The following is a 13,877-nucleotide window of genomic DNA, read 5'->3' on the forward strand; positions in this document are numbered from 1 at the left end:
CGATGCATTTTAGCCTTGACGTCTTGCGCGCCCGCAAGGGCGATTGCCTGATCCTTCATTTCGGAACAGCTGACGATCCGCACCTGATGCTGATCGATGGAGGACCTGCCAAGGTCTATAAGCCACATCTGGCGCCGAGAATCGCGCAGATTCACCGTTCGCGCGAATTGGAGCCGAATGATCCCTTGCCGATAGACGTTGTGATGGTCAGTCACATCGACGACGATCACATTAGGGGCATTCTCGAACTAACGGCGGATCAGCTGGGGAACAGTCCCGATCTCCGTCTCAAGGTCGCCAGCTTGTGGCACAACAGCTTTGACGATCTGCTCACGACTGCGCCTGAAGAACTGTTGTCCGGGTTTGGGCCGGCGTCATTCGAGGCAGGCACTGCGCGAAGGCCGGATTTTGACTCAATCGAGCCCGACGAAGAATCCGACGAGGAAGAGGTGCATCAGACAGTGGATGTTCTCGCCGGCATATCGCAGGGCCGTCAATTGCGTGATGATCGGGAAGTGTTGCAGCGACGCTCGGCGGCGCGTCGGCAGTGGAAACTGAACCACAAATTCGACGGCGAGCTGATCCTCGCGACCGAGGATACGGACGCGGTCATGTTGGATGGTGGCCTCAAGATGACCGTGGCCGGACCGATGCAGCCGGAATTGCTGGCCCTACAGGAAGCCCATGACAAATGGCTGCGGGAGCAAAAGCATGGGAAGAAAAGCCCGGAAGCAATGCTGGCGGCATTCGTCGACAAGTCGGTGCCCAATCTCTCCAGCATCGTCGTTTTGGCCGAAATGGGCGGCAAGTGCATGCTGCTGACCGGCGACGCGCGTGGTGACAAGGTCTTGGAGGGACTTGAGCTGGCCAGGTTGCTTGCCCCCGGAAAGACGCGCCACGTCAATCTTCTCAAGGTGCCGCATCACGGCAGCTCCAACAATCTGGAGCAGGTCTTTTTCGAGCGCCTGCCTGCCGACCACTACGTCTTCTCGGGTGATGGCGAACACGGCAATCCCGAACGTGAGACGCTGGAGATGCTGCTGAAAGCGCGGGGCGTTGACGCCGAATACACGATCCACCTAACCTATCCGATTGACGAGATAGATATCGAGCGCCAAGCCGACTGGGAAAAGGAGCAGGCCAAGGAGAAGGCGCGCAAGAAGAAGAATCCGGCGACCAAGAAGCCGGTCCGAGAAAACTGGTCGCCGGAAAAGCACAGCCTCGGCGCTCTGTTCCAGAGCAATCCCAAGTTCGGCAAGAAGGTGGTCATCGTTGATCCTGGCAAACCACATCTGATCAACTTGCTGGACCCCATCAAGCTTTAGTGGGCTCGGGGGCGCTCAGGCTCCAAGCAATACCTCAATACGGCCCCGCTCTGTCGACCCCGGAACCGCGAGGATGCATCGGCGGGATGCACCCATGCGCCGCGGTGCCTGCCTGGGAAGAACTTTCCTCTCTACATTGTCTGCATAGAACGAATCCTTCGCGGCGTTGCGCCGCGTCACGACGTCCGATCGAGATGAACAAGTTCGACCGGCAGAGCAATTCTGCCGACATCCAGGCCTTGCCCGACGATATTGCCGAAGAGCTGTCCCGCCTGCCGAGCGAGGTCATCAGCGTCGACGACGCGCCGTCGATCGCCCCGCCAGTGCCGCTGAGCTCCGACGAGGTCCGCACCATCGTCATCAGCCTGATGCTGACGATGTTCCTGGCAGCCCTCGACCAGACCATCGTGGCGACCGCGCTGCCGACCATCGGACGCCAGTTCCAGGACGTCTCCAATCTCTCCTGGGTGATCACCGCCTATCTGCTCGCCTCGACCGCGGTCGCGCCGGTGTTCGGCACGCTCAGCGACATCTACGGCCGCCGCGTCATGATCATCATCTCGCTCAGCCTGTTCGTCGCGGGCTCGGTGCTGTGCGCGATCGCGCCGAACATGCCGATGCTGATCCTGGCACGCGGGCTTCAGGGCCTCGGTGGCGGCGGCATCATGCCGGTGGTGCAGACCGTGATCTCCGACGTCGTGAGCCCGCGCGAGCGCGGGCAGTATCAGGCCTATTTCTCCAGCGTCTGGATGGTCGGCGGCATCCTCGGCCCGGTCATCGGCGGCGTGTTCGCCGAGCATCTGCACTGGTCGATGATCTTCTGGATCAACCTGCCGCTTGCGGCCGCAGCGCTCGCATTGCTGCTGCCCAAGATGAGCAAGATCCCGGTGTTCCATCGCAAGCGCAAGGTCGACTGGCTCGGCGGCGTCTTGCTGATGGCCGCCGCCGTGGTCTTCATGCTGGTGCTGACCTGGGGCGGCACGCGCTATCCCTGGCTGTCGCCGACGGTGCTGGCGATGGTGGGCGGCGCCGTCGCGCTCGCGGTGAGCTTCGTGTGGCACGCCCGGCGGGCCGACGAGCCGTTCCTGCCGCTGCCCTTGCTGACGGGATCGGTGGCGCCGTTCGCGCTGACCGCCGGCGGCTGCGGGCTCGGTGCGATCACCGGCCTCACCGTGCAGCTGCCGCTTTATTACGAGCAGGTCTACCATTTGAGCGCCAGCGAGGCGGGGCTTGCGCTGATCCCGCTCGCGGCGGTCTCGACCGTTGGCGCCGCCGTCGCCGGCCGCACCATGGCGCGGGCCAAGCACTATAAGCGCGTCGCCATCATCGGCACGTCCTGGGCCGCGCTGTGCGGCCTCGGCCTCACGGTCACCACCTTGCCGCTGTGGGGGCTGCTGCTGCTGATGGCCGCGTTCGCGCTCGGTCTCGGCACGACTTTCCCGGTCTGCGTGGTCTCGCTGCAGAACTCGGTCGCGCGTCCGCAAGTCGGCACCATCACCGGCGCGATGAACTTCTTCCGCTCGCTGATGTCCTCGTTCACGGTGGCGGCCTTCGCGGCGATCCTGCTCATCGCCCTCGGCACCGACATCCCGCTCGCCGGCGAGCACCATGCCGCAGGCAGCGTAGCGATTCCCGCCGACGACATGCGGCATGCGTTCCGCTACGTGTTCGGCGCCGCCACCGCACTGATGACGATAGCCGCGCTGTGCCTGATCGCGATGGAGGAGCGCCCGCTGGCCGGCCCCTCGGCCAAGCAACCCGTCGAGATGGCCGAGTAAGGCTCAGCGGCCTGCGTCCGGGAAGCCGCTCTTCCGCGGCAGCCGGATCGTGAACTCCGTGAACGCACCGAGCTCCGTTGCGACGTCGATCGTGCCGCCGTGCTGCTTCACGACGATGTCGTGGGTCATCGACAGCCCGAGACCGGTGCCTTCGCCGGCCGGTTTGGTGGTGAAGAACGGATTGAACATCTTCTCCTTCACGTCGTCGGCAATGCCGGTGCCATTGTCACGAATGGAGATCTCGATCTGGTCGCCGCGGTCGCGCGTCGCGGCGGTCACCATCGGCTCGTAGCCGGCGGCGCCGTCGGCCTTGCGCCGGGTGACCGCGTGGAAGCCGTTCGAGATCAGGTTCAGGAGCACGCGGGTGATCTCCTGCGGAAACATTTCGGCGTGTCCGGCCGCCGGATCGAGCTCGCGCTTCAGCGTCACGTGGAATCCCGGCTTCTCGGCGCGTGCGCCGTGATAGGCGAGGTTGAGGCTTTCCTCGACCAGCGCGTTGATGTCGCTCAGCCCATGCTCGCCGCCGCCTTCGCGCGAATGCAGCAGCATGTTCTTGACGATGGAATCGGCGCGGCGGCCGTGCTGCACGATCTTGCCGAGGTTGTTCTGCAGAAGCCCCGTCAGCTCGTCGACCTCGCTGCGGACGTTCTCGGGGAGGGGGACCGGCGCGAGCGCCTCGTTCAGCTCCTCGGTCAGCTCGGCAGACAGCGAGGCAAAATTGTTGACGAAGTTGAGCGGGTTCTTGATCTCGTGCGCGATGCCGGCCGTGAGCTGGCCCAGTGATGCCAGCTTCTCGGTCTGGATCAGCCGGTCCTGCGCGGCGCGCAGATCGTCGAGCGATTGGGCAAGCTCGCTGGTGCGGGTCGCAACTTCGTTGAACAGGCGGGTATTCTCGACCGCGATCACGGCCTGGTCGGCAAAGGTCTTGAGCAGGTTGATGGCCTTGTCCGGGAAATGACCGGGCTCCCGCCGCGTCACGGCGATGGTGCCGATCGCAACGCCGTCGCGCAGCATCGGCACCACCAGGATGCTGCGATAACCGCGCGTTCGCGCCAGCTCCTTCATGGCCTCGGTAAGACCAGGCTCGTTCTGCATGTCGCTGCGGAAGGCAAACTCGCCGCTCGTCGCCACGCGGCTGTGAATGCCCGACGATGACAAGGGTGTCGGAAATGAGCTCAGCAGATCCGCATTGCCGGCCTCATTGGCGGTCGTGAAGGCGGCCAGATGCAGCATGCCGTCGACGACGCGGGTGACGGTGGAGGAATGCGCTCCGATCAGCGCCTTGGCGCTGTCGGAAATGGCCTGGAACACCGGCGTGACATCGGACGGTGAAGCCGCGATCACCTTGAGAATGTCGGCAGTCGCAGTCTGACGTTCCAGTGCTTCCCTGGTCGCGTTGAACAGGCTGACATTCTTGATCGCGATCACGGCCTGGTCGGCGAAAGTCTGCAGCAGGCGCACATGATGCTCGGCGAAGTTGCCGGTCGCGCGTCGCGTCGCGATGATGATGCCGATGGCCTCGCCTTCGCTCATCAAGGGCGCAAACAGCATGCTGCGATAGCCGCGGACGCGCGCGATGTCGCGCGCGGCGGGCTCGAGCTCGGTGTCGGGCAATTGCGCCGCGGCACCATTGGCCACGAGCTGATAGGGCGGGAATTGCGCGAACCGCACCGGAAACGAGGCCTGGAGCACGCGATCGCCGGTCGGATCGGTCGGGGTGAATGCCGCGAGGTGCGCGGCGCCGTCGATATAGCGCAGCACCGCGGTGGAGAAGCCGCCGATCAGCCGGTTGGCATTGGTCGCGATCGCCTCGAACACCGGCTGCACGTCGGACGGGGAGGCCGCCATCACCTTCAGGATGTCGGCCGTCGCGGTCTGGCGCTCGAGCGCCTCTCTCGTCTCGTTGAACAGACGTGCATTCTCGATCGCGATCACGGCCTGGTCGGCGAAGGTCTGCAGCAGCTGGACCAGGTCGGGCGCGAATGCGCCCGTTACGGCGCGCGTGACGCTGATCATGCCGACCGGCGCGCCCCGGTTCATCAGCGGCATGAACAGCACACTGCGGAAGCCGCGCAGCCGCGCCAGCTCCCGGTTCAGTTCCGGAACGTCGGCAGCCTCGCTGTCGGGAAACTGGATCGTCTCGCCCTCGCGCACGAGGGCAAAAGTCGGGAAGTCCGTGATCTTGCGCGGGAACGACGCCTTCAGCCCTGCGTCCGCCTCCGGGCTGGTCGGCGTGAACGCCACGAGGTGCAGTTCGTCGCCAATGAACTGAAGCACGGTGGCGGAGAAGCCGCCGAGCAGGCGCTTCGCGCTGGAGGCGACCGCCGCAAAGACCGGCCGCGCATCGGACGGCGAGGCCGCGATGGTGCGCAGGATCTCGGCGCTGGCGCTCTGGCGATCCCGCGCAGTCGCAAGCTCAGCGCGCAGCTGCGCATTCTCGGCCGCGGCCGACTGCAATTGGCGTTCGAGTTCCTCGATGTCGTGCGAAAGCGTGGTCATTCCTCATCCAGCTTGATGCCGCGACGTGCGCGGCACCGGGCCGGATTATCACATCTTTCGCGGCCGGAGCCAGCGCTCGCAGCCATGCCCCCCCACCGGCCCGCCTCACGTCCCCGGCCGCGACACCTCGGTCTCCTTGGCTGTGATGAACTCCAGCAGCACCGGGACGCCCTCCCTCGTCTTCTGGATGCCGCGCTTGATCGCGGGCACGATGTCCTCCGGCCGCGTCACCCGCTCGCCATGGCCGCCGAAGGCGCGCGCCATCGCGGCGTAGTCGCCGGAGATGTCGGTCGAGCGATATTTTTCGGTCGAGATCGGCATCACCTTCAGCTCGATCGCCATCGAGAAATTGTTGAGCAGGATCGACATGATCGGGATGCGCTCGCGCACCGCGGTCTCGAAATCCATGCCGGTGAAGCCGATCGCAGCATCGCCCCAGACGTTGATGCAAAGCTTGTCGGGCCTTGCCAGCTTGGCGCCCATCGCAAGACCCAGGCCATAGCCGAGCTGCGTCGTCTTGCCCCAGCCGAGATAGGTGAGGGGCTTTACTGCTTTCCAGAACGGCGAGAGCTGGTCGCGCGGACTGCCGGCATCGTGGGTGATGATCGTATTCTCGATATCCACGGTGTGCTGCAAGTCCCACAGCACGCGATAGGGGCTGAGCGGCGCGTCATTGCTGGTCAGCTTCGGCATCCATTTCGCCAACCATTCCTTGTGCGAGGCCGCGATCTCGGCCGCGATCGCCGATGCATCGCGATCCGCAGTGACGGTCTTGCCGATCTCCTCCAGCAGCGCGTCGAGCACGAGGCCGGCATCGCCGACCAGACCGATCTTCGCTTCCACATCCTTGTTGAGATGATTGGGATCGAGCGTCGAATGAATGATGGTCTTGCCCTTCGGCATCGCGATGCCGAAATTGGTCTCGGTGAAGGAGCAGCCGATGCCGAAGATGACGTCGGCCTCGGCCAGAAACTTCGGCACCGCGCGCGGCACTGCGAGGCCGCCGGAGCCGAGCGACAGCGGATGCGTCTCCGGAAACGATGATTTGCCCCCTAAGCTCGTGGTGACGGGGATCGCCAGCCGCTCGGCGAGCCGTTTCAGCTGCGGCCAGGCCTGCGCATAATGCACGCCCTGGCCGGCATAGATCACCGGCCGTTTTGCATTCACCAGCAGGCCGGCGGCGTCCTTGACGTGAACGGGGTCGGCGCCGTAGCGGGTGCGCAGCACCGGCGTGTAGTTCAGCGGCTCCGGCACCTCCTCGTTCCACATGTCCGAGGGGATCTCGACGATCACGGGTCCGCCGCGGCCGTTCTTCAGCTTGGTGAAGGCGCGGCGGAAGATGTTGGCGACTTCGGTCGCGAGGACGATCGGCTCGGACGATTTCGCGAACGGCTTCATCGCCTCGCTGGAATTGAAGTTCGGCTCGATATGCGCCAGCCTGCGCTGATAGCCCATCGGCAGCACCAGCACGGGGACCGATTCGCCGAAGCATTGCGCGACGCCGCCCATCGCATTCTCCGCGCCCGGCCCGTGCTGCATGCAGAAGGCGCCGATGCTGCGCCCCGACGTCACCCGCGAGATCGCGTCCGCCATGTGGATGCCGACGCGCTCCTGCCGCACCATCACGGGCCGGATCTCGGCCTTGGCCGCGTGCTCGATCAGATGGTTGACCGGATAGCCGCAGAGGATCTCGATGCCCTCGCGCCTCATGATTTCCGCAATGGCGGTGCCGAGCTTCATGGCGTCTCTCTCCCTGGCAAGGCCGGTTGATCCGGCTTGTTGCGAAGAGAGGATCAGGAATTTCCGGAAGCGTAAAGCGCGCGCGGCGAGCGTGGCGGTAGGCCAGCTATGCGTCGCGAGCGTGCACCGGCTCCATCCTGTGATGGTCGCCGTAGCCGCGCGCGGTCGGCCGCACGCGCTGCAGCAGATGCGTGGCCGCAAGCAGATCCGGCGTCTCGAAGCCCTCGGTGAACTCGCCATAGATCGGCGTGAGCAACCGGACAGCCTTGGATCTGCGGCCGGTCGCGATCCAGTGTGCCGCGAGATCGGTCGCGATCCGCAACTGGAATGTCATCGCGCCGATTGCGCGCGCTTCGGCCAGTGCTTGCTGCAGCCGCTTTTCGGCGCGCAGCGGCTCGCCCGCCTGGAGAAGGATCGCGGCGTCAACCCGCTGGAGCTCCGCGCGGCACCAGCGCTCGCCCTGGCGTTCCTGATGCTCGATCGCCCGGGTGATGGCCTGGCGCGCTTCGGCTATCTGTCCCTGCTTCAGATAGACGCGGGCGAGGACCGCAAGATAGCTGCCGATCCGCATCAAGAACCGGCATTCGATCAGCTCGTCGATCGCACCGCGAATTTCCTCCACCGCGCGTGGATCGCCCCTGAGGTCGCTAAGGCAGGCGGAGAAATAGCGCTCGACCGGAACCCAGCGTGAGATGCGCTCGCGTTCAAGGTTGCGGCGCAGTCGCTCAGTGTAGCCTGCGAGCGCGTCCAGATTGCCGGTTTCGAGCGCGACGGGAAGTGCGGCGAGCCCGAGTGCGTTCGACTGCGACACCCAATGGCCACTGCGATCAGCGGCGTCGACGGCGTCCTTGGCCAGCCTCGCCGCGTAGTCGGCTTGTCCTTGCATCCACGCCACGAACGGCAGGTTGAAGCGGACGGTGATGAACCGGTAGACTTCGTTCGCATCCTTGCGCGAACGGCTCTCTGCCAGCGAATAAGTCGCCGCGAGGCGATCGAGAACCGGGCGGCTCTTGCTCAACTCGCCGGCAAAAGCGCGGGCCCAGGCGAGTGCCCGATCGGCTTCGGACGTTGCGGTGAGGTCGCGGTCGCGGTCGGCAAGCTCCGTTGCTTCCTCGAGATAAGTCGTGGCGCGCGGCACCTCGCCAATCTGCAACAGGTAGAAGCCGAAGCCGACCAGCGCCCGCTGCTGATATTCGATGTTGCCGGCCCGCCTTGCAAAGAGGATGGCATCGAGCCAGGCAATCTCGTTCTCGTTCGACATTTTGCGGGCGTAGAATAGGCTCCATCCAAGGGCGCAGGCGAGTTTTGTCTTCGACAGATCGTCGCACGGGACGGTCTTGGCCAATGCGAGCGCATCCGCCAATCGCGCCTGCGCTTCCGACAGGATCGACGTTTCCGACCACAAGGTGATCGCCGCAACCGTGAGCCTGATCCCGAGCACGGGATCGCCGTGCTCGCCGAATGCCCATGAAAGAGCGGCGCGCAAATCGGCGATGCGGCCAAGGTAACGCTGTGTCCAATCGGCCGGCTCGCGCCATTTCCACTCCTCCTCGGACTGCTCGAACAGCGTGAGGACACGTTGCGCATGACGGCGCAGCGCCTGGTCGCAGGCAGGATCGGCCCGGCGCCGCTCGCCGGCGTAGCGGCACGTGCTGTCGAGCAGGCGATAGCGAAGGCTCGCGCCATGTGCCTGCGCGCTCAAGAGCGACTTGGCAACGAGACTGCCAAGGCCGGTGACGACGTCGACCGGCGTGAGTCCTGCCGCCTCGGCGACGAAGACCGCGTCCTCAACCTCGAACGCGTCACTGAACACCGAGAGCAGGCCGAACAGTCTGGCTTCGCGCTGCGGCAGCAGCCTGAAGCTCCAGTCGATCGTCGCCATCAGCGTTTCATGGCGCGGCGGCGCGCCATCGGCGGCGGGGGCACGAAAACCCAGATTCTGGTCGAGCAACTCCACCAATTGGCGAGGATTGAACCTGCCGATTTGGGCTGCCGCCAATTCGATGGCCAGCGGGAGGCCGTCGAGCGAGTGGCAGATTGCGGCGACGGCCTCGCAATCATCGTCGACGAATTGGTAGTCCGCCCATTCGGCGGCGCGGCTGACGAACAGCTGCACTGCCGGAAACCTGACGGCTTGATCGGCGGTCAGGGCGTGGCCGGGTTTTGGTGAGACCAGCGAGCCGAGCCGGACCACATGCTCGGTGGCGGTGCCGAGCGGTTCTCGGCTCGTCGCAAGCAGCCTCGACGGCGATGTGTCAGCCATGAATCTGCTGGCGAAGATCGTCGCGGCCGGCAGGACGTGCTCGCAATTGTCCAGAATGACCAGCATCTGCCGCGGTCTCAGATAGTCGATGGCCGCAGCCAGGCTGTTGTCCGGATTGCCCCTGATGCCGAGGGCCGTCACCAGAGCGGCGCCGAACAGCGTCGGGTCGGAGATCGTTGCGAGATCGACGAAGCACACGCCGTCGCGGCACTGTGGCGAAAATGCCTGGGCTACAGCCAAGGCAACCGTCGTCTTGCCGATTCCTCCTGCGCCAACCAGAGTCACATGCCTGTTGCCGGTCAACCGACCCGTGATTTCGTCGATTTCCGCTTCACGACCGACGATGCCGCGCAGCAATGGCGGATTGGACGAGGGGAGCGGTTCGGCGAGCGCAAGATCGTCCTCGACCTCGCCGATGCTGATCTGCACCTCCGCGATGAACTTGTATCCGCGGCGTGCCACGGTCGCGATGTAGACGGGCTCGATCTGGGTATCTCCCAGCGAACGCCGCAAGCTCCACATGTTGACCTTGAGATTGCTGTCGTGGAGGAAGGTGCCCGGCCAAGCGGCCGCCATCAGCTCATTCTTGCTGACCAGCTCGCCGCAGCGTTGCACCAGCAGCTGCAAAAGCTCGAATGCGCGTCCACCCAGCTTGACGGGGCGCCCTTTGAGAAGAAGCAACTGGCGGCGGGGGACGAGTCGAAAAGGGCCGAAGCAGTAGGTGAGCTCCCGCCGGTCTGTGCCCCGTTGTCGTATCTCCGTGGCAGCCCGCATTGCTCATTGCCAATCGATCGAACCGATCGACCGTAATTATCATGCACTGCAATATTTTTGAAGAGAGCGGTTCCGAATTCGTACGATTTGCCGCAGGACAATTGCGACAAAACGCTCGCGCGGGACGGTTCGGCTATTTCTTGGGCTTGCCAAGAGTGGCCATGCGCATGATTTCGACACCGCCGTCGGCAAGTTCCGGAAGCTTGGCGAACCAATCCTTCACATAGGGCATCGCGTTGTGTGCGTCGAAATCGGCCTGGCTGGCGAACACTTCGTAAAAGATGAAGTGGCCGGGCTTGGCGCGGTCTTCCTGCAGGAAATAGACCAGGTTCTTGGGATCGCTGCGGACCAGGTCGATCAGCGGCAAGGTGGCGGCGCGCAGCATGTCTTCTTTTCCAGGCTTGGCGCGCACCTGCGCCACCACGGAATATGCACCCTCCGGGATCTCCTGATAGTGCACGCGCGGCGTTTCCTGAGCCACGGCCGGAAGCGTCGCCGGCGCCGTAGCGGCGGCGATCAGCAGGGCGGCAAGCGAGTTGCGGACGAGAGTTTGCATGGTGAAGTCCTTCTAGCGCACGATGGTCTGTTGCCGTTTTGCCAAGGCCTCGCTGAAGCGCTTCTTGACGGGACCGAGCGCCTTGACGAACTCGAGCTGCTCGCCCTCCGGTCCCTTGCAGTAGATCAGCTCCCAACCGTTCGAGGGTTCGGCGGTCACCCGGTTCGTGTTGCTGCTGCGGGGAGCGGCCTTGCGATCCGCTTCCGTCATGACGCGGACGGTGCGGTTCGCTCTCACCTGCGTCATGCCGCGGCGTGCCGATTCCGCTTCGAGATCGGCAATGAACTTGTTGAAGTCGACATCGTCGCGAACATAGAAGCAGATATGCATCATGCGCGGGAAAGCAGGGCTCATGTGCTCCACCGGTTCGGCGAAGCTCTTCGCGCTGCCCATGGGCTGATCAGCCTCGCGATATTGCAGCAGCTCCAGCACCATGTTGTCGAACTGGATGAAGCGGACATCGAGCCGCTGTGCTCCGCTTCGCAAGTCGGGCACGCCGATGGTTCGCGGATTGACCCCGCGTGCGTTCGCCTCGATCTCCTGGTCGGCCAGCAGCGTGTTCTGCACCCCGTCGCCCTGGAAGTCGCCGTGCCGGAACACCTCGGTGCCGCCAAGCACCTCCGTGTAGAACTGGTAGGCCCGTTCCATGTTCTGGACCGTCAGCCCGAAATGCTGGACGCCCTGCAGTCGCGCGCCGAGCGGCGCCTCGTCGCGCTCGGCGTCCTGTGTCGCGGCCCGTGCGTCGATTGCCGTGCCGGCGACGAGGCCCGTGACGACGGCTGCGCCGGCGGTCTGGAGCAGGGCGCGGCGATCCATGTCGGTGGCGTTGTCGGTTTCTGTCATGTCGCTCTCCTTGCTCGTTCGGTGGATTGGTCTGCGTTGTCCTGCCGGCGGGAGCAGTGCTCGGCCGGGGTGAACCTGCCGCGCCCTCGGGCTTTCAATCGGCGGCGGGAAGCGGGGCTGCGGGGCTGACCAGCCCCTCGGCGCGGAGCTCGCGCCAGAAATCCGCCGGGATGGCCTCCTCGAGCGCAGCGCGATCCTCGGCGATGCGGCCCGGGCGGCTCGCACCGGGAATGACGGCCGCGACCACCGGATGGGCGAGCGCGAACTGCAGGCCGGCCGCCTTCATGCTGATGCCATAGCGGTCTGCGATCGCTTTGATCCGCGCCACCTTCTGGAGGATTTCGGGAGGCGCCGGCGCATATTCGAAGTTCGGGCCGCCAACGAGTGCGCCGGAACTGTAGGGTCCGCCGACGACGATCGCGAGCTCGTGCTCCGCGACCACCGGCATCACCCGCTGCAGCGCCCTTGCGTGGTCGAGCAGCGTGTATCGGCCCGCCAGCAGAAAGCCGTCCGGGCGCGGCTCGTCCAGCGCGAGCAGCAACTCGATCGGCTCGACCCGGTTGACACCGAGTCCCCACGCCTTGATCACGCCCTCGTCGCGCAGCCGGTCGAGCGCTCTAAAGGCGCCCTTGCGGGCGCTTTCGAACACCGAGAGCCACTCGTCACCGTAGAAATCCTGCGCAACGTCGTGCACGAAGGCGACGTCGATGTGGGAGATCGCGAGCCGCTTCAGGCTGTCCTCGATCGAGCGCATCGTTCCGTCCCGGGAATAGTCGTTCACGATCCGGTTCGGGCGTCCGTGTCTGAAGACGCCGCCCTTCTCGCCGAGATCGCGGGCATCGACATCCTCGATCTCGTCCAGGATCAGGCGGCCGACCTTGGTGCTGACGACATAGTCGCTGCGCGGCCGGCCGGCGAGCGCGGCGCCGATGCGGATCTCGGCAAGACCCGCGCCGTAGAACGGCGCGGTGTCGAAATAGCGGATGCCGTCGTCCCAGGCCGCATTTACCGTCGCGAGCGCTTCCTGCTCCGGGATGTCGCGGAACATGTTGCCGAGCGGGGCCGCGCCGAACCCCAGTTTTCCCGGCAGAATATCCTTCAGGGCCATGTTGCAAGTCCTTGTCTGCGGCAGGAAAGTCCGTCGGTGTGCGGCGCAGCCGATCTCAGTCGGTCGCGGACGTGTCCGCGCTTCTGATGAAGGCCGCGACCTCGCGCGGATGCGACAGCATCACCGCGTGGCTGCTTTTGATCTCCGTCACCTTCGCGCCCGAGCGCTTGGCCATGGTGCGCAGCAAGCTCGGAGGGATAATGTGATCCTCCATCGTCACCATGTAATAGGTCGGCTTCGTCTTCCAGGCCACGCGCTCGACCTTGGTCTGCACCGCCTGCAATCCAAACGGCAATTGCGCCGCAGCCATGAAGCGGGTCGTGGCCGGGTCGACACCGGCGGCGAAGGAGCTCGGGAATTTATCGCGCTCGACGAAGAGATAATTGCCCTCAGTGACCAGCGGGCCCTTGTGCTCGCCGGGCGGCACGGGTGCTTCCGACAGCGAGCTGACCGACTCCCCGACATCGGGCGCATATGCCGCGAGATAGACGAGGCTGCGAACCTTCGGATTGTCGCCGGCCTCCGTGATCACCATTCCGCCATAGGAATGGCCGACGAGAATGACGGGATGCCGCGCCCTGGCAATCACGCGTTCGGTCTCCGCGACGTCGTCACGAAGCGAGATCGTCGGCTGCTGCACGACGAGCACCTCATAGCCGGCCTTCGAGAGAATGTCGTAGGTGTCCTTCCAGCCCGATCCGTCGACGAACGCGCCGTGGACGAGGACGATGGATACGGTCCTCTCGGCCGCGACGGCGGCGGAGGCCGTTGCGATCGACATTGCAGCAAGCGCAAAGATAAGCGACTTCATAACAGGCTCCGATCTCGATACGGCGACATTGCCGTTGATGCGCCTTTCACTAGCGCACGCCCGCATTGCGGTATTTCCGATTCCTGCGCGATGACGTACGCATCTTGCTGAGGTGCGCCGAGATCAGCTTTCGAAGCCGAACACGCCCGGCTCCAAGCCTTTGCATTGCCTGGCTTTTAC

The 13,877-nt window shown here is 64.7% G+C and carries 9 protein-coding genes; 2 read left to right on the forward strand and 7 right to left on the reverse strand.

Annotated features, from left to right (window positions below):
• Positions 1-2: 2 nt before the first annotated feature.
• Entirely contained in the window at positions 3-1,325 is a 1,323-nt protein-coding gene (locus N2602_RS13475; RefSeq protein ID WP_260382930.1) for a hypothetical protein, read from the forward strand.
• A 194-nt stretch (positions 1,326-1,519) separates the two neighbouring features.
• Positions 1,520-3,103: an MDR family MFS transporter gene (locus N2602_RS13480; protein ID WP_260382931.1), complete on the forward strand. Its 1,584-nt coding sequence runs from the start codon at positions 1,520-1,522 to the stop codon at positions 3,101-3,103.
• A 3-nt stretch (positions 3,104-3,106) separates the two neighbouring features.
• On the opposite strand, the gene N2602_RS13485 is transcribed toward N2602_RS13480, so the two are convergent.
• The 7 genes from N2602_RS13485 to N2602_RS13515 form a co-directional block, all read right to left on the reverse strand.
• A complete protein-coding gene (locus tag N2602_RS13485) occupies positions 3,107-5,602 on the reverse strand; it encodes a GAF domain-containing protein (protein ID WP_260382932.1) in 2,496 nt (831 codons plus the stop codon).
• Between the two features lie 105 nt (positions 5,603-5,707).
• Positions 5,708-7,342: a thiamine pyrophosphate-requiring protein gene (locus N2602_RS13490; RefSeq protein ID WP_260382933.1), complete on the reverse strand. Its 1,635-nt coding sequence runs from the start codon at positions 7,340-7,342 to the stop codon at positions 5,708-5,710.
• 106 nt (positions 7,343-7,448) lie between these two features.
• The gene (locus N2602_RS13495; RefSeq protein ID WP_260382934.1) at positions 7,449-10,379 is read right to left on the reverse strand and encodes a helix-turn-helix transcriptional regulator; all 2,931 of its coding nucleotides are present in this window, start codon (positions 10,377-10,379) and stop codon (positions 7,449-7,451) included.
• Between the two features lie 133 nt (positions 10,380-10,512).
• Positions 10,513-10,935, reverse strand: coding sequence for a putative quinol monooxygenase (locus N2602_RS13500; protein ID WP_260382935.1), 423 nt, complete (start codon positions 10,933-10,935; stop codon positions 10,513-10,515).
• A gap of 12 nt (positions 10,936-10,947) precedes the next feature.
• Positions 10,948-11,778: a VOC family protein gene (locus N2602_RS13505; protein WP_260382936.1), complete on the reverse strand. Its 831-nt coding sequence runs from the start codon at positions 11,776-11,778 to the stop codon at positions 10,948-10,950.
• A gap of 94 nt (positions 11,779-11,872) precedes the next feature.
• Positions 11,873-12,886, reverse strand: a complete 1,014-nt coding sequence (locus tag N2602_RS13510; RefSeq protein ID WP_172784229.1) for an aldo/keto reductase — start codon at positions 12,884-12,886, stop codon at positions 11,873-11,875.
• Between the two features lie 55 nt (positions 12,887-12,941).
• Complete coding sequence (locus N2602_RS13515) at positions 12,942-13,697, reverse strand: alpha/beta fold hydrolase (RefSeq protein WP_246708743.1); 756 nt, start codon at positions 13,695-13,697, stop codon at positions 12,942-12,944.
• Between the last annotated feature and the right edge of the window lie 180 nt (positions 13,698-13,877).

Origin of the sequence: Bradyrhizobium sp. NC92 (genome assembly GCF_025200865.1) — a bacterium.
Classification (GTDB): Bacteria; Pseudomonadota; Alphaproteobacteria; order Rhizobiales; family Xanthobacteraceae; genus Bradyrhizobium.

What these genes read in the sequence shown, in the direction of transcription:
- N2602_RS13485 (WP_260382932.1), bottom strand. Translation starts at nt 5,602, where the DNA reads ATGACCACGCTTTCGCACGACATCGAGGAACTCGAACGCCAATTGCAG.
- N2602_RS13500 (WP_260382935.1), bottom strand. Translation starts at nt 10,935, where the DNA reads ATGCAAACTCTCGTCCGCAACTCGCTTGCCGCCCTGCTGATCGCCGCC.
- N2602_RS13475 (WP_260382930.1), top strand. Translation starts at nt 3, where the DNA reads ATGCATTTTAGCCTTGACGTCTTGCGCGCCCGCAAGGGCGATTGCCTG.
- N2602_RS13495 (WP_260382934.1), bottom strand. Translation starts at nt 10,379, where the DNA reads ATGCGGGCTGCCACGGAGATACGACAACGGGGCACAGACCGGCGGGAG.
- N2602_RS13515 (WP_246708743.1), bottom strand. Translation starts at nt 13,697, where the DNA reads ATGAAGTCGCTTATCTTTGCGCTTGCTGCAATGTCGATCGCAACGGCC.
- N2602_RS13505 (WP_260382936.1), bottom strand. Translation starts at nt 11,778, where the DNA reads ATGACAGAAACCGACAACGCCACCGACATGGATCGCCGCGCCCTGCTC.
- N2602_RS13510 (WP_172784229.1), bottom strand. Translation starts at nt 12,886, where the DNA reads ATGGCCCTGAAGGATATTCTGCCGGGAAAACTGGGGTTCGGCGCGGCC.
- N2602_RS13490 (WP_260382933.1), bottom strand. Translation starts at nt 7,342, where the DNA reads ATGAAGCTCGGCACCGCCATTGCGGAAATCATGAGGCGCGAGGGCATC.
- N2602_RS13480 (WP_260382931.1), top strand. Translation starts at nt 1,520, where the DNA reads ATGAACAAGTTCGACCGGCAGAGCAATTCTGCCGACATCCAGGCCTTG.